The 18,607-nt window shown below is 51.0% G+C and carries 21 protein-coding genes; 7 read left to right on the top strand and 14 right to left on the bottom strand.

Annotation, left to right across the window (positions count from 1 at the left end):
- Positions 1 to 13: 13 nt before the first annotated feature.
- Both E6Q52_RS07545 and E6Q52_RS07540 read left to right on the top strand, forming a co-directional pair.
- Complete coding sequence (locus E6Q52_RS07545) at positions 14 to 679, top strand: response regulator transcription factor (RefSeq protein WP_292820626.1); 666 nt, start codon at positions 14 to 16, stop codon at positions 677 to 679.
- Entirely contained in the window at positions 676 to 2,019 is a 1,344-nt protein-coding gene (locus tag E6Q52_RS07540) for an ATP-binding protein (RefSeq protein ID WP_292820624.1), read from the top strand. The genes E6Q52_RS07545 and E6Q52_RS07540 overlap by 4 nt, the downstream gene beginning before the upstream one ends.
- Before the next feature lie 21 nt (positions 2,020 to 2,040).
- On the opposite strand, the gene E6Q52_RS07535 is transcribed toward E6Q52_RS07540, so the two are convergent.
- The 4 genes from E6Q52_RS07535 to E6Q52_RS07520 all read right to left on the bottom strand — a co-directional run bounded on the left by E6Q52_RS07535 (position 2,041) and on the right by E6Q52_RS07520 (position 5,658).
- The gene (locus tag E6Q52_RS07535) at positions 2,041 to 2,379 is read right to left on the bottom strand and encodes a PepSY domain-containing protein (RefSeq protein ID WP_292820621.1); all 339 of its coding nucleotides are present in this window, start codon (positions 2,377 to 2,379) and stop codon (positions 2,041 to 2,043) included.
- A 77-nt stretch (positions 2,380 to 2,456) separates the two neighbouring features.
- Complete coding sequence (locus E6Q52_RS07530) at positions 2,457 to 2,915, bottom strand: response regulator (RefSeq protein WP_024931017.1); 459 nt, start codon at positions 2,913 to 2,915, stop codon at positions 2,457 to 2,459.
- Complete coding sequence (locus E6Q52_RS07525; RefSeq protein WP_292820618.1) at positions 2,912 to 4,882, bottom strand: ATP-binding protein; 1,971 nt, start codon at positions 4,880 to 4,882, stop codon at positions 2,912 to 2,914. Before E6Q52_RS07525 ends, E6Q52_RS07530 begins: the two co-directional genes overlap by 4 nt.
- Before the next feature lie 8 nt (positions 4,883 to 4,890).
- Positions 4,891 to 5,658: a LuxR C-terminal-related transcriptional regulator gene (locus E6Q52_RS07520; protein WP_292820615.1), complete on the bottom strand. Its 768-nt coding sequence runs from the start codon at positions 5,656 to 5,658 to the stop codon at positions 4,891 to 4,893.
- Positions 5,659 to 5,800: 142 nt separating this feature from the next.
- Between E6Q52_RS07520 and E6Q52_RS07515 the strand changes: the two genes are divergently transcribed.
- The 4 genes from E6Q52_RS07515 (at position 5,801) to E6Q52_RS07500 (ending at position 8,830) form a co-directional block, all read left to right on the top strand.
- Positions 5,801 to 6,058: a hypothetical protein gene (locus tag E6Q52_RS07515; protein ID WP_292820612.1), complete on the top strand. Its 258-nt coding sequence runs from the start codon at positions 5,801 to 5,803 to the stop codon at positions 6,056 to 6,058.
- 84 nt (positions 6,059 to 6,142) lie between these two features.
- On the top strand, positions 6,143 to 6,430 hold the full coding sequence (locus E6Q52_RS07510) for a hypothetical protein (protein ID WP_292820609.1): 288 nt from the start codon (positions 6,143 to 6,145) through the stop codon (positions 6,428 to 6,430).
- Between the two features lie 112 nt (positions 6,431 to 6,542).
- Positions 6,543 to 8,129: a SulP family inorganic anion transporter gene (locus E6Q52_RS07505; RefSeq protein WP_292820606.1), complete on the top strand. Its 1,587-nt coding sequence runs from the start codon at positions 6,543 to 6,545 to the stop codon at positions 8,127 to 8,129.
- 56 nt (positions 8,130 to 8,185) lie between these two features.
- Complete coding sequence (locus E6Q52_RS07500; protein ID WP_292820603.1) at positions 8,186 to 8,830, top strand: carbonic anhydrase; 645 nt, start codon at positions 8,186 to 8,188, stop codon at positions 8,828 to 8,830.
- A 58-nt stretch (positions 8,831 to 8,888) separates the two neighbouring features.
- Here the strand turns inward: E6Q52_RS07500 and fdx are convergent, their stop codons facing one another.
- The 10 genes from fdx to E6Q52_RS07450 all read right to left on the bottom strand — a co-directional run bounded on the left by fdx (position 8,889) and on the right by E6Q52_RS07450 (position 17,115).
- A complete protein-coding gene (gene fdx, locus E6Q52_RS07495; protein ID WP_292820601.1) occupies positions 8,889 to 9,230 on the bottom strand; it encodes an ISC system 2Fe-2S type ferredoxin in 342 nt (113 codons plus the stop codon).
- 2 nt (positions 9,231 to 9,232) lie between these two features.
- A complete protein-coding gene (hscA, locus tag E6Q52_RS07490) occupies positions 9,233 to 11,122 on the bottom strand; it encodes a Fe-S protein assembly chaperone HscA (RefSeq protein ID WP_292820598.1) in 1,890 nt (629 codons plus the stop codon).
- A 6-nt stretch (positions 11,123 to 11,128) separates the two neighbouring features.
- Complete coding sequence (gene hscB / locus E6Q52_RS07485; protein WP_292820595.1) at positions 11,129 to 11,641, bottom strand: Fe-S protein assembly co-chaperone HscB; 513 nt, start codon at positions 11,639 to 11,641, stop codon at positions 11,129 to 11,131.
- A 53-nt stretch (positions 11,642 to 11,694) separates the two neighbouring features.
- The gene (gene iscA, locus E6Q52_RS07480) at positions 11,695 to 12,018 is read right to left on the bottom strand and encodes an iron-sulfur cluster assembly protein IscA (RefSeq protein ID WP_292820592.1); all 324 of its coding nucleotides are present in this window, start codon (positions 12,016 to 12,018) and stop codon (positions 11,695 to 11,697) included.
- Between the two features lies 1 nt (position 12,019).
- Positions 12,020 to 12,403 carry a Fe-S cluster assembly scaffold IscU gene (gene iscU / locus E6Q52_RS07475; protein WP_029146581.1) on the bottom strand — a complete coding sequence of 128 codons (384 nt, stop codon included), beginning with the start codon at positions 12,401 to 12,403 and terminating at the stop codon, positions 12,020 to 12,022.
- 179 nt (positions 12,404 to 12,582) lie between these two features.
- Positions 12,583 to 13,800: an IscS subfamily cysteine desulfurase gene (locus E6Q52_RS07470; RefSeq protein ID WP_292820587.1), complete on the bottom strand. Its 1,218-nt coding sequence runs from the start codon at positions 13,798 to 13,800 to the stop codon at positions 12,583 to 12,585.
- Positions 13,801 to 13,825: 25 nt separating this feature from the next.
- Positions 13,826 to 14,977, bottom strand: coding sequence for a cysteine desulfurase family protein (locus tag E6Q52_RS07465; RefSeq protein ID WP_292820584.1), 1,152 nt, complete (start codon positions 14,975 to 14,977; stop codon positions 13,826 to 13,828).
- Between the two features lie 9 nt (positions 14,978 to 14,986).
- Positions 14,987 to 15,457: a Fe-S cluster assembly transcriptional regulator IscR gene (gene iscR / locus E6Q52_RS07460; protein WP_292820581.1), complete on the bottom strand. Its 471-nt coding sequence runs from the start codon at positions 15,455 to 15,457 to the stop codon at positions 14,987 to 14,989.
- Between the two features lie 131 nt (positions 15,458 to 15,588).
- Positions 15,589 to 16,323: a serine O-acetyltransferase gene (gene cysE, locus E6Q52_RS07455; RefSeq protein ID WP_292820578.1), complete on the bottom strand. Its 735-nt coding sequence runs from the start codon at positions 16,321 to 16,323 to the stop codon at positions 15,589 to 15,591.
- 54 nt (positions 16,324 to 16,377) lie between these two features.
- Entirely contained in the window at positions 16,378 to 17,115 is a 738-nt protein-coding gene (locus tag E6Q52_RS07450) for an RNA methyltransferase (protein WP_292820575.1), read from the bottom strand.
- A 99-nt stretch (positions 17,116 to 17,214) separates the two neighbouring features.
- Between E6Q52_RS07450 and E6Q52_RS07445 the strand changes: the two genes are divergently transcribed.
- Positions 17,215 to 18,024 carry an inositol monophosphatase family protein gene (locus E6Q52_RS07445; RefSeq protein ID WP_292820572.1) on the top strand — a complete coding sequence of 270 codons (810 nt, stop codon included), beginning with the start codon at positions 17,215 to 17,217 and terminating at the stop codon, positions 18,022 to 18,024.
- The last annotated feature ends 583 nt before the right edge of the window (positions 18,025 to 18,607 follow it).

The following is an 18,607-nucleotide window of genomic DNA, read 5'->3' as shown; positions in this document are numbered from 1 at the left end:
ATAGGATATTAAAATGCGCTTGCTGCTGGTAGAAGATGACGTGGTGCTGGGTGCGCAGACGCAGCAAGCACTTAAAGCGGCAGGGTATGCCTGTGACTGGCTGCAAGAGGGCGTTGAGGCCAGTATCCAGGGCACACTGGAGCCTTATGACCTGGCGATTTTAGATTTAGGGTTGCCGGGCAAGCCTGGTCTGGAGGTGCTGGCTGAGTGGCGTATACAGCCAATTAGCATGCCGGTAATTGTGTTAACCGCGCGCAGTAGCTGGCAAGAAAAGGTGGAGGCATTTAACCAAGGCGCGGATGATTATGTGACCAAGCCTTTTCATCTGCCGGAGTTGTTAGCACGCATCAGTGCCGTGCACAAACGTAGCGTGGCGGTGGTGAATCATGCGCTGGTGGTGGCAGATTTACGCCTGGACGAGCAAACGCAAACCGTCTGGCAGGGCGACACTGCCTATGTGTTGACCGGCACCGAGTTCAGGTTGTTGCGCTATCTGATGTTACACCCGGGACGAATTTTTTCTAAAACCGAGCTCACAGACCATGTCTATGCCTACGATGCAGACAAAGACAGCAATGTGATTGAAGTGTATATCAATCGCCTGCGGCAAAAAGTGGGTGCCAACCGTATCCAGACCAAGCGTGGCCAGGGCTATTTGTTCGTGGCTGAGAATCAATGAAATCGCTACGCAGACAGTTATCACTGGGCCTGACACTGAGCCTGGTGGGTTTGCTGACCCTGCAATGGGCTGTAGTCACGTTTACGATCGACCATTTAATCCAGTCGCAAATGACGGCGCGCATGCAACAAGAGGCCGAGGGCCTGCTGGCGGGCGTGTCGGTGAATGCGCGCGGGGAATTAACGCTGGAGCCGCGACTGATCACGACGAATTACCAGCGGCCATTTTCAGGCAGTTATTTTATTGTGCTGCTCGACAATGCAGGCAAGGGCGGTGCGCAAAAAATACAGTCGCGCTCATGGTGGGATGTCGACATCCCAGTCAGTGCGCTCAAGGTCGGTGAGGAGCGGGTCAGCCATATCACCGGCCCCGAATCGCAACCTTTGCTGCAATTGGGGCATGCTTACCGTAAACAGCAGCGCACCATTACCATTTACATTGCAGAAAGCCTGGTTGAGTTACAGCAAAGCCTGCGCCTGTTTCACTGGTTGTATGGCGTGTTTTCCTTGCTCGGGCTGTTGGCGTTGCTGGCCTTACAGCGCTGGATTGTGGTGAATACATTATTGCCTTTGCAGCAGATCAAGGAAAACCTGGCAAAAGTCGGCAGTGGCGAGTTACAGCAGATCAATGCCAACGGCCCGGCAGAGGTGATGCCGCTCATAAATGAATTTAACCGTATCCTGAAAAGTGCCAGCCAGAAAACCCGTCGCTCACGGCTGGCCATCGGCAATCTGGCACATGGGCTCAAAACCCGCTTGGCGCAGTTGCAGTTATTGTCTGGCAGCGAGTCAACCACAGACGATAGCGAATTAAGGCGCATGGTGCAAAGCTGTAGCCAGGAGATTTATCAGGACGTAGAGCGTGAATTAAAACGGGCGCGGCTGATGGGTGATGTGTATACCAGCCAGCAGACCGACCTGGCGTTGGAGCTCCCCAAACTGGTGGCTGTGTTGCAAAAGATTTACAGTGAAAAAACAGTCGCCTTTGCCTGGCAGCACGATGGACAGCCACGCGTCATGATAGACCGTGAAGACCTGCTGGAGTTATTGGGCAATGTGCTGGATAACGCTTTTAAATGGTGCCACGGCCAGGTGCAACTGCATCTCTCTGTGCAAGACACCATTCAGCTGGTGATTGAAGATGACGGCCCTGGCAGTGACGTGCCAGCATTAGAAACGCTGCTGCAGCGCGGCATGCGTATGGATGAATCCAAACCCGGCAGTGGCCTGGGCCTGGCGATTGTGCAGGATATTGTGCAGCATTACCACGGTCAGATTACGCTCACGCCTTCTGCGCGTTTGGGTGGTTTGCAGGTGCAAATCACTCTGGTGCCAGCTTGAGCCAGCACCAGAGTCAGGTGTTTAAAACCAGTCGCGGTTGATGCTATTTACCTTGCCGGTTTTCGCATCAATATATACTTCCCATTCGGCGCCATTGCTATCGACAATTTCAACCTCGTAGTCCCAGCCAGATTTGAACTTTCTGCGTTCCAGTTCAACTTCTTTCACTACGCCGGGTTTGGCTGACAGCGCTTTGGCCTGTGCTTCTGCATGCGAAATCAGGCCAAACGCTTTGGCTTTTTCAGACATCTTTTGTACGTCATCATCGTCATCGTCTGCCAGTGCCGTTTGACTGGCCATTGCGCCTAAAAACATGGCAATCATCAGCAGCTTAACGGGTTGGTTTGAGGCTTTAAGCATCGTGTTCTCCTTTGGTGTTGAGTATTCACGATACCCGGCGCGGCTTAATTCATGCTTAATTTTACCTGATCATGACTTTAACTTTCATGCATGCTGGGCAAGTGCAGGTTGGGCTGATGCGTTTTGAGTTGATTAAACAACCAGCGCGTTTCGAGCAGGTTCCATACCCTGAGCATGGCTTCCATGTGGTCAAACGGTTTGGTTAAGAAGTCTTTGGCACCCAACGCCAGCGCTTTGCGCCGCGTGGCAATGGTGGCGTCAGCGGTGAGCACCAGCACCGGCAAAAAGTCATGCGGCCCGACATGGTGCGAGAGTTGATCAAGCACGGCAAAACCATCCAGCACTGGCATCATTAAATCGAGCAAAATCAGGTCAGGCTGAAAAGCATTCACCAGGTCCATGGTCTTGGTCGAGTCTGTCGTGCTAATCACCTGCTCAAATCCCTCTTTGGTCAATAGCTCTTCAAGCAGGCGTAAATTGGCTTCGGCATCGTCAATAATGAGGATTTTAGAGGCACGTAATTGTTCAATATTCATGGCGTCTCGGGCAGGAGTTTTAATAATAACTGGTTAAAAGCCGCCACATTAAGCGGCTTGGTAAAGTAATGCGTGATGCCGAGCGCATTGAGGCGCTGCATGGTGTCCGGCAGGGCGTCTGCACTTAAGATCACAATAGGAACTGCCTGTAAATCCTGGCGGCTGGACTGGATATGCTGAATCAGTGACTCCCCAGAGCCATCGGGCAGGTTGAGGTCCAGTAGCAGCAAGTCTGGTTGCATATCACGTAGCCAAACCATGCTCTCTTGCAGGCTGGCGGCCAGATGCAACTTGAGATGACGGTGCTTGCTCATAATCGCTTCTATCAATGCCTGATTGCTGTGGTTGTCTTCCACATACAAAATATGCCGTTTGGCTGAGCGGTGCGCGGTCGCGGCGGGGAGTGCATTAGGCGCAGGATGGGTGTCGACTGGCGGCGGCACCTGCTGAGTTGGCTGTTCGGTTTCCGGCAGGCTGATCCAGAACAGGCTTTGATCTTCAGCCACGCCAATCTGGCCACCCATGGCGTCCATCAGTTGTTTGCTGAGCACCAGGCCTAAACCAGTGCCTTCTGTCACCGTGCGCTCTGCCCCCAGGCGGTCAAATGGGGTGAATAAACGTGAGCGTAATGCGGCTGGAATCCCTTGCCCTTGGTCACGTACATCGACGCGGATTTGCCCATGCTGGCGATAAGCGCTCACGGTGACCGTGGTATTTTCCGGGCCGTATTTCAGTGCATTGGCCAAGAGGTTTAAAATTACTTGTAGCAGGCGCTGACGGTCTGCACGCACCTTCAGATCAGGTTCAAAATGCGTTTCTATGCTGATGTCGCGCACTTTTTCCAGCGGCTTCAAGTAGTGATAAGCCTCTTCGAGCAAGTGGTTTAGGGCAATCACCTCCATAGACATGCTGATATCGCCGCTTTCAATGCGTGAAATATCTAGCACTTCATTAATTAGCTTGAGTAAGTGTTGGCCCGCGTTATGAATCAGCGTGGCACTGTCTTTTTGCCGACCCTCTGGCAAGTCATTTTCGAGGATCTGCGCAAAGCCTAAAATCGCATTGAGCGGGGTTCGCAACTCGTGGCTGGTGCGTGATAGAAAGTTACTTTTGGCCGCACTGGCTTCTTCGGCATCTACCCTGGCCAAATGGGCTTCTTGTGCGCTTTGGGTCAGCAATTGCGAGGCATGCTCCAGTTCGCTGGTGAGTTCGCCCAGTTCATCGCGGCTAATGCTGGGTAGCGCCAGCGGCTCCCCTTTCACCAGATGTATAGCGCTATCCCGGATGGTTTTAACGCGGGCGACAATGGTTTGGGTAAACAGCCAGACACCGATTAAGGAACCGACGACGCCTGCAATCACCGCCATCAGGGTGATACGCAAATTGCGTTTGCGCTCGTAAATCACTTCTTTTTTATCCTGGTCCACAATGGCGGATTCGCGCTGGCTCATCTGGTTAAGATGCGCTCGCAAACGGTTTAAGGCATCGCCCTGCGAGCTGAATTTACCAATCAGCGCCTCATCTGCTTCGTCTTCACTATGGCTCGCGAGTATCGCCAGGTCATCGAGGTTTTTGTTCACCAGTGGATGAATGACTTGTAATAAGTGTTGCTGTGAGCGGTCATCGAGGTTGTGCTCCAGCGAGCGCAACAGTTGCGGCATGCTTTGCTTGGCGCTTTCATAACCGGCCAGAAACTGGCGGTTGCCTGTGAGTAAAAAGTCGCGCACACCTGTAGAGGCTTCTAGCAGCAGGGTTTGCAGGGTTTGAATATCCTGCTGGATTTGCAGCGCGTTTTGCACGCGTCTTTCGAGCAAGGCCGCTTGTTGCTCACTCTCAAAAATCAGTGCCAATGACGCGAGCAATACGGTGAGTGGCAAGGCATTGAGGACGATGCCTTTGGTAGTCAGTGATAAATCCTGCCACAAATGATTCAGGCGGCTGGTGAGCTGTACCATGGGTTTAAGCATGCTTAGGCTCATAGTCCGTCACTCTTAAAACCGGCCTCAACGGCCTTGACCGCCGCTTGGGTGCGGTCGTTTAAGTCCAGTTTGCTTAAAATGCGTTCAATATGGATTTTAACCGTGCCGGGTGAAATGCCCAGCTTTTGCGCCAGTGCAGCGTTACTGGGCCCGGAAGGCAGCAGGGCAAATACTTCACGCTCACGTGGTGTGAGTTTTTGCAGATAGCTGTCGTCAATCACGCTATTGGCTTGCGCCTGGCCTTGCAAGGCAAACCCCAGCACGCCGCACACACTGTGTAGTACTTGTAAACTGGCGGCGCTTAAGGGGTTGCCAGTGATTAACCCCAATAAACCAACAGCACGCTGCTGGCAGGCAATCGGCAGGTGATAACAATGCCATGTGGTGTGATCTGTATTGGCTGGTAACGTCCACAGGCTAGGCACAAATTGCGTATGCACCTCAAAATGTATGGGCTCTTTGAGCCATTGTGCCAGTGCACCCAGCATAGGCACGCGCGCACCAATCGGAAAGGTTTTGCCGCGCTGGGCTAGTATTTTTAGTGCCCCGGCATGTTGTTGGCTAATCAATCCGTGAGGCGCACCAAATTGCATGCACACTTCATCCAGCAGCCATTGCATGAGGTCTTCTGACCAGCCGTGGCTGAACAATTTCTGTCCAAAACGCTCAAATAGCCTGTCATGTGCGATTTGCACTTGGGTTTGTTTAAGCGCGCTGCGTAAGGCAAAGGCGCTTTCTGTGGGGGTGGGGCTGTCGTTCGGCATATGCCGTTAAGTATATACCGAACTACCTATATCGGTAGATTTATTGATGACAATACACGGGCAAAATGCAATCCATCGTGAATGCAATCAGATTCACACCACCAAACAACCCGTCTGAATGACGATTTAAAGGAGAAATACCATGCGTAATATCACTATCACTACTGCCATAATTTTGGGTTTGAGCCTGAGTTTGCCAGCGCAAGCCACTGAAACAGTGACAGGCGAAACGGTTAAGAATACACATCATGTGCAATTTTTGGGTCAGCGTGCATACCAGCAGCCAGTGGTTGCTAAAGCGGATTCTGAGCAAGCTTGGGTGGGTGCGACACTGCGAGTGGACCAAACAACTCCACAGCAAACTTTGAAGCTGCATTCACTGGGCAAGCGCGCGTTCTAGTCAGTGTTGCGTAAGCTTGTTGCGACATAATCACTTCACACCATTGACAGGTGTATACACAAACAAATTATGTAGGAGCGAAAAATGAGCAAATTATTATTGGCAGTATTGATCGCATTTGGTTTAATGGCTCAAGCGCAGGCCGACGAGTCTATTGATCAAGAAGCTGCGACAGTGAAGCAGATGCATGAACACAATTTTTTAGGTAAGCGTCCTTATGCCAAAGCGCCAGTCGCTAAGCAAAACCCTGATGAAAAATGGGTGGGTGCGGGGATTGTGACTGACAAGCCTGAAAAAGGCTTCGATAAACATCAGCAAATGCGCTTGAATTTTATTGGCAAGCGTCCTTACACCGGAAGTGTTGCTGACTAGTCTTGGCTGACTTTGCTTTGAACCAAAACCCCGCATTGTTGCGGGGTTTTGTGTGTTGTAAATCAATAAAAAATTAACAATATAAAAATTATGTTTGTGAAGGATATACACCATGTCAACCTCTGTGCAGGGGTCTGCTACAACAGACCTGTTTAAACACGTCAACCGAGACTTGCCAGCCTCTATTGTCGTGTTCTTTGTCGCATTACCCCTTTGTTTGGGCATCGCGCTGGCGTCTGGTGCGCCGCTATTTTCTGGCGTGATTGCCGGCATTGTTGGCGGGATTGTCGTTGGCCTGGCGAGTGGTTCTCAACTCGGCGTAAGTGGCCCGGCTGCTGGTTTGGCTGTGATTGTGATGGCCGCGATTGCCAACTTAGGTTCTTATGAAGTCTTTTTAGCGGCGGTAGTGCTGGCGGGTGTATTCCAGTTTTTGCTGGGACAGTTCAAAGCAGGCTTTATTGCTTATTTTGTGCCTTCTTCAGTCATTACCGGCATGCTGACAGGGATAGGGTTGCTGATTATCCTCAAACAGATTCCCCATGCCTTTGGTTATGATGCCGACTACGAGGGCGATGAGTCGTTTGATGCGTTTGCCGGGCACGATACTTTTAGCGATATTCTGCAGGCCTGGGACTTGTTAACGCCCGGCGCAGTCTTGATTGCTGCGGTGTCTTTTGCGCTTCTGATTTTGTGGGATACCGTGCTGACCAAGAAACACCGGATTTTCCAGTTACTGCAAGGGCCGATTGTGGTGGTGTTGGTCGGTATTTTGTTTAATGTGGCCTTTATGCGCGGCTGGTTAAATTTTTCATTAAGCGCGGATCAAATTGTGCGTTTGCCAGTAGCGAGTAGCCTGGGAGAATTTGCCAGCTTCTTTACCCATCCTGATTTTAGCCAAGTGACGCAGCCCATCGTGATTAAAACCGCCTTGGTGATGGCGATAGTCGCCAGCCTGGAAACCCTACTCTGCGTGGAGGCGACAGACAAGCTTGATACACACAAGCGCGTGACGCCAACCAATAAAGAACTCAAGGCACAAGGCTTGGGTAATATTGTCTCTGGCCTGATTGGGGGGCTGCCGATTACACAGGTGATTGTGCGCAGTAGTGCTAACGTCACTTTTGGTGCACAAACCAAATTGTCAGCCATTTTGCATGGCTTCTGGTTGCTGCTCAGTGCCATTACCATCGCCAGCTTCCTCAATCTGATTCCTTTGGCCAGCCTGGCGACTATCCTGATTATGGTGGGTTACAAGCTGGCAAAACCTAAACTGTTCAAACAGATGTATCAGTTAGGCTGGGAGCAGTTTGTGCCGTTTATGGTGACGATTATTGCGATCGTATTGACTGATTTGTTAACGGGCATCGGCCTGGGGCTGGTGGTGGCGATCTTTTTCACCTTGCATCACAGCTACCGCAATTCGCACTACATCAAGCAAACACGTTCTACCAAAGAAGGCAAAGAGGTGTATGAACTGGTGCTGGCGGAAGAAGTCTCCTTTTTTAACAAGGCCAGCATCCTGGAAGTATTGGAAGCGATTCCCCCCAATAGTAAAGTGGTGATTGACTGCACCCATAGTAAATCAATCGCTTATGATGTCGTCGAATTTATTCACGGTTATCAGCAACACGCCAAATTGAAAAATATTGATGTAGAAACCATTGATTTCAACCCACCCAAGCATATGCTTGGGCATTAAGTAAAAAGTCTGGCTACAAGCCAGACATAACAATCATCGAGTAGAGGATACATACTATGTACAAGCACCCATTATTGGACCGCGACAAAATGACGGCGCGTGAAGCTCTGGATATTTTGATTGAAGGCAATCACCGTTTCATGAGCGATCTCGAACAGGATAAAGACTTCAAGAGCCTGATTCAAATTACCAAAGATAAGCAGCATCCATTCTCGTCATTTTTAAGTTGTAGTGACTCGCGCGCGCCGGTTGAATTGTTGTTTGATCAGGCCTTAGGCGATGTCTTCAGTGTGCGCTTGGCTGGCAATATTGCCTCTGACAAAGCGATTGGTAGCCTGGAGTTTGGCAGCAAGTATTTAGGCAGCAAACTGATTGTGGTAATGGGGCATAGTTCTTGCGGCGCGGTTAAAGCGGCTTGTGACGACTTTAAAGATGGCCATATTGGCGAGATTATCAACTTAATCAAACCGTCTATCCGGCATGAAAAAACCATCAATGACCCAGCGCAGCGTAACTCTAAAAACAGTGATTTTGTGGAGAAAATTTGCGCCTTAAATGTGAAGTATCAGATTGAAACCATTATTCGTTGCAGCGACATTATTGATGATATGTTACACACCAAGCAGATTGGTATCGTGGGCGCCATCTACGATATTTCAACCGGTAAAGTGAATTTCATGGAAAACACGTTTATCGGCTAAGTGTTGCGCCAATAAAAAAGCCGATGCATGCATCGGCTTTTTTATTGGGCTGATTGGCTTAATGATGGCCTTCTTTGGCCAGATTAATGCTGTATTTGGGAATCTCCACTGTGACGTCAGTCGCTTGCAAGATCGCCTGGCAAGACAAGCGAGACTGCGGCGTTAAGCCCCAGGCGCGATCCAGCATATCGTCTTCATCCTCGTCAATCTCATTCAGAGTTTTAAAGCCTTCACGCACAACCACATGGCAAGTGGTGCAGGCGCAAACACCGCCACAGGCATTATCAATATCAATATCGTGCTTGAGCAAGGCATCACAGATTGTAGTGCCTGCTTCAGCCTCAATGACTGCGCCTTGCGGGCAGAGTTCAGTGTGTGGCAGTACAGTAATTTTTGGCATGTTTATAGTTCCAGTGAATCCAGGTTTTTGCCGGCAAGGGCTTTTTGTACCGAGGCATCCATGCGCTTGGCGGCAAAGTCTTCTGTGGCATGGTTGAGTGCATCGCTTGCCTGTTTGACCGCATGGCTATCTGTGCCTTGGCATAAAGCCAGGAGGGCATCGATATGGCTTTCGATCTGTTGGCGCTCGTCCGCATTCAGTAAGGTGTCGCCATCTTCAGCCAATGCGGCTTGAATGGCTTCCATCAGGCGTTGTGCATCGACCACCGCTTCGCGCAGCATGCGCGCCGCTTTATCGCTTTCGGCCGCGCCAAACGAGTCTTTGAGCATGTTGGTGATCTGGTCTTCGTTTAAGCCATAAGACGGTTTCACCGTGATGTTGGCTTCTACGCCATTGGTCTGCTCACGTGCACTGACCGATAACAGGCCATCAGCATCGACTTGAAACGTCACACGAATACGGGCGGCACCCGCTGCCATCGGCGGAATGCCACGCAGTTCAAACCGCGCCAATGAGCGACAGTCGCTGACCAGCTCGCGCTCACCTTGCACAACATGAATCGCCATGGCAGTTTGGCCGTCTTTGTAGGTGGTAAAGTCCTGCGCGCGTGCAATCGGTAAAGTCGAATTGCGCGGAATGACTTTTTCTACCAATCCGCCCATGGTTTCCAGGCCGAGCGAGAGCGGGGTGATGTCGAGTAACAGTAATTCATCGTCGCTGCGGTTGCCTGCCAGCACGTTGGCCTGGATAGCGGCACCAAGGGCAACCACTTTGTCAGGGTCTAGGTTAGTCAGCGGCTCTTGCTCGAAGAATGCCTGCACGGCGTGGCGGATATGCGGCATGCGCGTGGCGCCACCAACCAGTACCACGCCTTTAATCTCGTCTATGCTTAAGCCGGCATCGCGCATGGCTTTACGTGTTGGGCTCAAGGTTTTAATCACCAGGTGCTCAGTCAAGCTGACAAACTGTGCCACCGACAGGGTTTCATCGACCAGGGCGCCATTGCTTAATTTGCAGACGATATTGGCTTCATGATTGTCGGTCAGCCATTCTTTAGCTTGGCGTGCTTTGGTCAGCAGCAAGCGCGTATCTTCTTCGCTGAGTGGCTTGAACTCTGTGGTTTTACTGCGCACCTGATCGAGCACCCAGCAAAAAATGCGATGGTCAAAGTCATCGCCACCCAAGGCAGAGTCGCCATTGGTGGCCAACACTTCAAATACACCTTTGCTCAGACGCAAAATAGAAATATCAAAGGTGCCGCCGCCTAGGTCATAGATCACATACACGCCTTCGGCCGCATTATCGAGGCCATAGGCGACGGCGGCCGCTGTGGGTTCGTTAAGCAGGCGCAACACATGCAAACCAGCCAGACGTGCTGCGTCTTTGGTGGCCTGGCGTTGTGCGTCGTCAAAGTAGGCGGGCACGGTGATCACGGCGCCGGTGAGTTCGCCCCCCAAGGCTTTTTCAGCACGTGTTTTCAGGGTTTTTAAAATCTCGGCAGAAATCTCGACCGGGCTTTTTAACCCAGCCCGTGTTTTGATTTCGAGGATGCCTTGCGAGCTCTCATTTTCAACAAAATGATAGGGGATATGCGCTCTATCGGTAATGTCGTGCAAGGCCCGGCCCATAAAGCGTTTGACCGAGACGATGGTGTTTACCGGATCCAGGCTTTGTGCCGCTTGTGCTTCGTGACCGACAATGACGGCGTCTTGCAGGTAACGCACGACAGAAGGCAGCAGAGCGTGACCATGCTCGTCATGCAATACGGTACTCATGCCGCTGCGTACTGTGGCCACCAGCGAGTTGGTGGTGCCTAAGTCTATGCCCACTGCCAGCTTGTGCTGATGCGGGGCAGGCGATTGTCCGGGTTCTGAGATTTGTAATAGCGCCATGAAACTCTACTCTTCCAACTGAGCGATCAGTTGATTCACATCTTCACTCACTTTATCAATAAACCGCAATTTGCGGACCGTGAGGGCTGCTTGCGTCGGGGCGGCCACAATCTCATTGGCGACTTGCTGCTGTAATACTTTGGCTTGAGCTCGCATCTCTGTGAGCAAGGCATCCAGCGCAGGAATATCCTTGGTAACTCTGGCGTCATCCATGGCTTCACGCCATTCCATTTGCGCCATTAAAAAATCACCGGGCATGGCCGTGTTATTTTCTTCATCGGTGTGAATGCCTTGCAGTTGCAACAGGTAGCGTGCGCGTGATGTTGGTTGCTTGAGTACTTGGTAAGCCTCGTTCACTTGTGTGGCCATTTGCATGGATTGCAGACGCTCGGCTGGCGACGCATTCACAAATTTGTCCGGGTGTACTTCGGCTTGTAACTTACGGTACTGGGTATCCAGCAGGGTCATGTCTAGCGCGAACTGTTGCGGCAGCTGAAAGAGAGCGAAATAGTTTTGCATAGTGTCAGGGCGGCTACTGCACGCCAATATTTAGCGTACAGGGGCGCCAACCATTAAACGGTAAACGACTCGCCGCAGCCGCACTCGTCCTTCACATTCGGGTTGTTGAACTTAAAGCCCTCGTTCAAGCCTTCTTTGGTAAAGTCCAGTTCGGTGCCATCGATATAGACCAGGCTTTTCGGGTCAACAATGACCTTGATGCCATGGCTTTCAAACGCGACATCTTCCGCATGCAATTCGTCTACAAATTCCAGCGTGTAGGCCATGCCTGAACAGCCGGTCGTTTTCACGCCCAGGCGTAAACCGAGGCCTTTGCCACGGTTGGCCAGAAATTTCTCTACACGGCTGGCGGCTGTTTCAGTCAGGGTAATCGCCATCTTAGTGACCTTGTTTAGATTTCAAGTCAGCAATCGCAGATTTAATCGCATCTTCTGCCAATACTGAGCAGTGAATTTTGACCGGTGGCAACGCCAACTCTTCAGCAATGGCCGAGTTCTTGATTTCTTGCGCCTGGTCCAGTGTTTTACCTTTTAACCATTCAGTCACCAGTGAGCTCGATGCAATCGCAGAGCCGCAGCCATAGGTTTTGAATTTGGCATCTTCAATCACGCCAGCATCATTCACCTTGATTTGCAGTTTCATCACGTCACCGCAAGCAGGCGCGCCGACCATGCCGGTACCTACATTCGGGTCGCTTTTGTCCAGAGAACCCACGTTACGTGGATTTTCGTAGTGATCTAATACTTTATCTGAGTAAGCCATGTTGTTGCTCCTATCAATTAAATCGCGACCAACAGGATTGTGCCGCTTTTTAATTCTAAAAAAATATTACTTAATTCGTAAAAATTGCAGATTTCATTGTCTGGCAAGGCGAAGGATTGCGCCGTTTAGTTCATCTAAACAAGCACTCGGACAACGCCGCCAGGCGATGAAAGATCACTTTAATGCTCCGCCCATTCGACTTTGGACAGATCAATCCCATCCTTGAACATCTCCCATAATGGGGACAGTTCACGCAATTTTCCAATTTTGCTCTTTAACAGGTCAATCGTGTAATCGACATCGGCCTCAGTGGTGAAGCGGCCAATGCTGAAGCGGATTGAGCTATGTGCCAATTCGTCTGAGCGGCCCAGTGCGCGCAAGACATAGCTTGGTTCCAGGCTGGCAGAGGTACAGGCAGAACCAGAAGAGACCGCAATATCTTTAATCGCCATGATCAGTGACTCGCCTTCAACATAGTTAAAACTGACGTTGAGGTTGTGCGGCACGCGCTGATCAAGGTCGCCATTCACATAGGTTTCTTCAATCTGCAGCAGGCCGTTCAACAAACGGTCACGCAGCATGCGGATACGCTCGTTTTCGCTGGCCATTTCTTCGCGTGCGATGCGGAAAGCTTCGCCCATGCCTGCAATCTGGTGGGTGGCCAGCGTGCCGGAACGCATGCCGCGCTCATGACCGCCGCCGTGCATTTGCGCTTCAATACGAATACGTGGTTTACGACGCACATACAAAGCACCGATGCCTTTAGGACCATAGGTTTTGTGCGCGGAGAAACTCATCAAGTCGACTGGCAGTTGCTCCAGATCAATCACGACCTTACCCGTGGCTTGTGCAGCATCGACGTGGAAAATAATATTGTTTGCGCGGCAAACGTTGCCCAGCGCTTCAATATCCTGAATTACGCCGATTTCGTTATTGACCATCATAATGGAGGCCAGCACGGTATCCGGGCGAATCGCGGCTTTGAATTTTTCCAGATCTATCAGGCCATCAGCTTCTGGTTGCAGATAAGTGGCTTCGTAGCCCTCACGCTCCAACTCGCGCACAGTGTCCAGCACCGCTTTATGCTCGGTCGCCGCGGTAATGATGTGTTTGCCTTTGCTGCCAGCGTAAAAGTGCGCGGCACCTTTAATGGCGAGGTTATTAGACTCCGTGGCGCCTGAGGTCCAGACGATTTCGCGCGGGTCGGCGTTCACCAGTTTGGCGACTTCTTCACGCGCATTTTCTACCGCGTGCTCTGCTGTCCAGCCATAAGGGTGGCTACGCGAAGCCGGGTTACCAAAGTCTTCGGTCAGGTAAGGAATCATTTTTTGCGCCACGCGTGGGTCTACCGGTGTGGTCGCAGAGTAATCCAGATAAATCGGCTTTCTTTCAGACATGTCTCATGCTCTTTCAATTAAAGTCTTATGCCGCAACGGCACTAAATCCTTTCAGACGCTGCACTTGCTGCTGCAACGCTGCTAAAAACTGGGTGATTTGTTCACTGCTATTACTATCGCTCAAGCTCACACGCACAGCGCCACGCGCTAAATCTGGCGTGATCCCCATGGCTAGCAATACATGGCTAGGCTCTGTGCTATCACTGGAACAGGCAGAACCGCTGGCCACTGCAAACCCTGCTTTGTCCAGCGCGGTGACTAACGTTTCGCCCTCAATGTGAGGCATGGCAAAAAAACTGGTATTGGGCAAACGTTCCGTCTGCTGTGCAAAAATCACGGCGCCCAACGTGTTTAAACCGCTTTCTAATTGGTCACGCAACTGTTTAACGGTGGTATGACGGCTAGCCATTGATTGCATGGCGAGTTGGCAAGCTTTGGCAAAACCAATAATGCCTGCCACATTTTCCGTGCCACTGCGCAACCCGCGCTCTTGACCGCCACCATGTAACAAGGGCGCAATATCCACACGCTTGTCTACAATCAATGCGCCGACGCCAATCGGGCCGCCAATTTTATGGCTGGAAATCGTCATCGCCTGCACACCTAGCGCGCTCATATCGACGTCGATTTTACCAAATGCCTGTACTGCATCCGTATGCAGTAGCGCACCATGTGCTTTGGTCAGTTTGGCTAGCTCAGCCACCGGCTGTATGGCACCAGTTTCGTTGTTTGCCAGCATGGCAGAGACGAGGCCGGTGCGCGTGCTCAGCGCTTGTGCTGCTTGCGCCAGGTCAATCACGCCCTGGCTGTTGACGCCAATTTGCGCTACTTTCCAATCTTGCCAGGCCAAAACTTGTGCCGGGCGTGTCACGCATGGATGCTCAATGCTGCTGATCAGCAACTGTGTTGGGCTCAGGTTGTTGGTGATGCCTTTGACCGCGAAGTTATTGGCTTCGGTGCCGCCAGACGTAAACACCACTTGTGACGCCTGCACGCCCACACATTCTGCAATCTGCTTTCTGGCTAGTTCCATCGCATCACGCGCATTCCGTCCATAAACATGGCGACTGGTCGGGTTGCCTGTTGCCTGGGTCAGCCAAGGCAACATCGCTTCCAATACCTGCGGTTTTAGCGCGGTGGTGCTGTTATGATCAAAAAAAACTGTTTTTTCTGTCATGGCCAAATGTTAAGCGGCAATGGTTGCTTCAGAACCACATTTCCTTGGCGAGAACACAACGGTGCCTGCGCCTTTTTTACGCTGCATATCCACCATGTCTGCCAAGCTGACACCGGATAAGTAATCAAGAATTTTATTATTTAATGAGGCCCACAATTCATGGGTCATGCAGCGGCCTTCATCATGGCAGTTCTCGTTGCCACCGCATTGGGTGGCATCAATTTGCTCATCCACCGCGGTAATGATGTCGGAGACTGAGATTTCATTGTGCGCTTTGGCAATACGGTAGCCACCGCCTGGTCCGCGTACGCTGGAAACCAAGCCTTGCTTGCGCAAGCGACTGAATAATTGTTCAAGATAGGACAACGAAATACTTTGGCGTTCGCTAATGCCCGCCAATGTCACGGGCTTGTCCGCTTCGTACAGCGCAATGTCTAGCATTGCGGTGACTGCAAAACGTCCTTTAGTAGTTAATCGCATCTTGAACTGACCTTTTAAAACAGAGGTGAATCATATAATAACCTACTGTTTTAGTCAATTATTGTGCTTGAAAAGTTCTGTCTACGTAAAAAGAAGTGTTGCGGCTTGAAGTGCACCTGCAGAATAGATGATTATTCGGGTTTTTTGGCAAAAGCTTCGCCAACATTGCTGTCGGTTTCAGTGTCGCTCAGTTTGGCTAATTGCAGTTTGAGTTCTGCAATCTCGATCTCTTGTTTATGGGCATGGTCCAACAGACTATTAATCGCCTTGATCATGGGGTCGTTCTCATCATTGCCGACGGCATACGCGTTAAAGCCCATTTTTTGTGCGGCATCTTGCCGTTGCTTGGCTTTTTCTTCCTCCAGAATGCGGGCCGGAATGCCGACAGCAGTGGCGCCTTCAGGCACGTCTTTGACCACCACGGCGTTGGAGCCTATTTTGGCGTTTTTACCGATGGTGATCGGGCCTAGCACTTTAGCCCCTGCGCCAATCACGACGCCAGACTCCAGTGTCGGATGGCGTTTTCCTTTGTTCCAGCTGGTGCCACCCAAAGTCACCCCATGATACAGCGTGCAATCGTCGCCAATAATCGCAGTTTCACCGACGACAACACCCATGCCATGATCAATAAATACGCGGCGGCCAATGGTTGCGCCAGGGTGAATTTCGATGCCGGTGATCCAGCGCCCAAAGTGGGAGAGGGCGCGGCCCAGCCAATACAGGCGATGACTCCATAACCAATGGCTAAAGCGGTGCACAATCAGGGCATGCACTCCAGGGTAAGTGGTCAAAATCTCGAAATGGGTTCGTGCCGCCGGGTCGCGGTCAAACACAATCGAAATATCTTCTATGAGGTGCTTAAACATGGGCGCATTATGCCATTAAGTCTGGCGCGCGTCTAAAAGCCGGCATGCGCGTGCTTAATATTTGCTATGTTTTTTTGGGTTAACGGTCAGCGTCAAAATCCCACGCAGCAAATTGACTTCTTCTTTCTCTAAGCGGGTGCGGCCATACAAGCGGCGCAAACGCTCGAACAGTTTTTTCGGTGCGCGTGGATTGATATAACCAATGTGCTCCAGCACCTCGCGCATGTGTTCATAAAAACGCTCCAGGTCTTCTTGAGTGGCCAGTTCTGAGGGTTTTTCCTGGTAATGCAGTTCGCCGGTGGTGATCGCCATGCGTGTTTCATAGCTCATGATTTGCACCGCTTGCGCCAAATTAAGCGACGTATATTCCGGATTAGCCGGAATCGTTGCCAACACATGGCAGCGGTCAGCCTCGGCATTGCTGAGACCGCTCATCTCGGTGCCAAATACCAGCGCCACCTCACTGTGGCTGGCGACCGATTTCACCTCTTGCGCCGCTTCGCGCACTGTCATGACTTGTTGCGATAGCGAGCGCTCTTTGCCGGTGACGCCAATCACAAACTGACAGTCTGCCAGCGCTTCTTCCAGCGTGTCTGTCACCACCGCGGTTTCCAGCACGCCCGCGGCATTCACCGCCAGCGAGGTTGCCTCGGCGTCTGGAAAGTGTTTGGGTCGCACCAGATACAGGCGGTTTAAGCCCATGGTTTTCATGGCGCGTGCGGTCGATCCAATATTGCCAGGATGGCTGGTTTGGCAGAGGACAACGCGGATATTATCGAAAAGTGAGGTCATGAGAGGTCTGCAGCACATCACAAAACAAGTAATTCATTTTGTGAACGCTTGATAAAACGTTAAAATGCTATTTTATCAGTTGAGCCTCGATTACACAGCATGCATCCTACCTTAAATGTTGCCATTAAAGCCGCGCGTGAAGCGGGCAAAATCATCAACCGCGCGGCACTCGATATTGGCGCTTTAAAGATTGAACAAAAAGATACCAACGACTTTGTCAGTGAAGTGGATCGTGGCGCCGAGCAAGCCATTATCAATGTGCTGAAAGATGCTTATCCTAACCACGGTTTTTATGGCGAAGAAAGCGGCAAATCTAACAGCGAAGCCGATAGTATCTGGATTATTGACCCGCTCGATGGCACCACCAACTTCCTGCATGGCTTTCCGGCTTACTGCATTTCAATCGCCTTGCAAGAAAAAGGCGTATTAACGCAAGCCGTGATTTACGACCCCGTGCGTAACGACTTGTTTACCGCCACCAGAGGCAGCGGCGCGTTTTTAAATAACCGCCGTATTCGCGTTACCCAACGCGCCAAGTTACAAGACGCCTTGCTTTCTACCGGCTTCCCGTTCAAAGATTTCAGCTACCTCGAAACCTATATCAACATTTTCCGTGATATGGCGAAAAAAACTTCAGGCTTGCGTCGTCCTGGTTCTGCCGCGCTCGACCTCGCCTATGTCGCAGCAGGGTTTAGCGACGGCTTCTTCGAAATCAATCTCTCACCATGGGATATCGCTGCGGGTGCCTTGCTGGTGCAAGAGGCTGGCGGTATTGTCGGTGACTTTGAAGGCAACGAAAGCTGGTTGCGTACCGGTAATATTGTCGCCGCCAACCCCAAAGTGTTTGGGCAAATGCTGCAAGTGATTGCCCCGCATTTAACGGAGCGGATTAAAACACCGACGCTTTAAGTTTTGGTTTTCTTGTTGATCACACAATCAACCCGGATAGCAATGTCCGGGTTTGTTTTTTGTGGGGATCGGTTTGGGCAGCTATTTTTTTCATTAATTTGAACCGTATTCCTGCGTTGGTCGGCATCGATGCATTGTGAGATTGCCATAAAAGGTTATTCTTTAGATTGGTTGTTGTAGGGTTGGCATGGTCGCCCACGCGGTTTTGGTTGGTGGTGATGTTTCTTTTCGCTTTTTCAGAGAGTTACTTTTCTTTGCTTGCACAAAGAACAAGTAACCAAAAGAAAGTGCACCCCAGCTTCCGCTTGTTCCCTGCGTTGCTCGGCTTGCCGGGCAGCCATCGAAACTCAACCTGGCAGCTCACAAAGACCGTGAGCTGCTGCGGGATTTGGACAGCCGATGGCCGAAATCCCCCGCCAATCCTGCGTTGCACTCTTTTAATCAAAGCGTGCGGCAGATGGGGACCCCGAACACCATGCAACTGCCACCAAAAGCGAATTGAAGAAAAAGAATCTGGTTTTTAAACCATCCAAACTGTGGTTCGGCTACTGAAATGAGAAGAATCCCATTCATCACGCTGAGT

It is taken from the genome of Methylophilus sp. (assembly GCF_008015755.1).
Classification (GTDB): domain Bacteria; phylum Pseudomonadota; class Gammaproteobacteria; order Burkholderiales; family Methylophilaceae; genus Methylophilus.
This window is presented reverse-complemented; position numbering and strand designations above follow the sequence as displayed.

Coding starts and splice junctions, on each gene's coding strand:
- E6Q52_RS07520 (WP_292820615.1), bottom strand. CDS start 5,658: ATGCCGAACGACAGCCCCACCCCCACAGAAAGCGCCTTTGCCTTACGC.
- E6Q52_RS07505 (WP_292820606.1), top strand. CDS start 6,543: ATGTCAACCTCTGTGCAGGGGTCTGCTACAACAGACCTGTTTAAACAC.
- E6Q52_RS07445 (WP_292820572.1), top strand. CDS start 17,215: ATGCATCCTACCTTAAATGTTGCCATTAAAGCCGCGCGTGAAGCGGGC.
- hscB (WP_292820595.1), bottom strand. CDS start 11,641: ATGCAAAACTATTTCGCTCTCTTTCAGCTGCCGCAACAGTTCGCGCTA.
- E6Q52_RS07545 (WP_292820626.1), top strand. CDS start 14: ATGCGCTTGCTGCTGGTAGAAGATGACGTGGTGCTGGGTGCGCAGACG.
- E6Q52_RS07535 (WP_292820621.1), bottom strand. CDS start 2,379: ATGCTTAAAGCCTCAAACCAACCCGTTAAGCTGCTGATGATTGCCATG.
- E6Q52_RS07530 (WP_024931017.1), bottom strand. CDS start 2,915: ATGAATATTGAACAATTACGTGCCTCTAAAATCCTCATTATTGACGAT.
- E6Q52_RS07510 (WP_292820609.1), top strand. CDS start 6,143: ATGAGCAAATTATTATTGGCAGTATTGATCGCATTTGGTTTAATGGCT.
- E6Q52_RS07470 (WP_292820587.1), bottom strand. CDS start 13,800: ATGTCTGAAAGAAAGCCGATTTATCTGGATTACTCTGCGACCACACCG.
- E6Q52_RS07525 (WP_292820618.1), bottom strand. CDS start 4,882: ATGCTTAAACCCATGGTACAGCTCACCAGCCGCCTGAATCATTTGTGG.
- E6Q52_RS07515 (WP_292820612.1), top strand. CDS start 5,801: ATGCGTAATATCACTATCACTACTGCCATAATTTTGGGTTTGAGCCTG.
- E6Q52_RS07500 (WP_292820603.1), top strand. CDS start 8,186: ATGTACAAGCACCCATTATTGGACCGCGACAAAATGACGGCGCGTGAA.
- E6Q52_RS07465 (WP_292820584.1), bottom strand. CDS start 14,977: ATGACAGAAAAAACAGTTTTTTTTGATCATAACAGCACCACCGCGCTA.
- hscA (WP_292820598.1), bottom strand. CDS start 11,122: ATGGCGCTATTACAAATCTCAGAACCCGGACAATCGCCTGCCCCGCAT.
- iscU (WP_029146581.1), bottom strand. CDS start 12,403: ATGGCTTACTCAGATAAAGTATTAGATCACTACGAAAATCCACGTAAC.
- E6Q52_RS07450 (WP_292820575.1), bottom strand. CDS start 17,115: ATGACCTCACTTTTCGATAATATCCGCGTTGTCCTCTGCCAAACCAGC.
- fdx (WP_292820601.1), bottom strand. CDS start 9,230: ATGCCAAAAATTACTGTACTGCCACACACTGAACTCTGCCCGCAAGGC.
- iscR (WP_292820581.1), bottom strand. CDS start 15,457: ATGCGATTAACTACTAAAGGACGTTTTGCAGTCACCGCAATGCTAGAC.
- cysE (WP_292820578.1), bottom strand. CDS start 16,323: ATGTTTAAGCACCTCATAGAAGATATTTCGATTGTGTTTGACCGCGAC.
- iscA (WP_292820592.1), bottom strand. CDS start 12,018: ATGGCGATTACCCTGACTGAAACAGCCGCCAGCCGTGTAGAGAAATTT.
- E6Q52_RS07540 (WP_292820624.1), top strand. CDS start 676: ATGAAATCGCTACGCAGACAGTTATCACTGGGCCTGACACTGAGCCTG.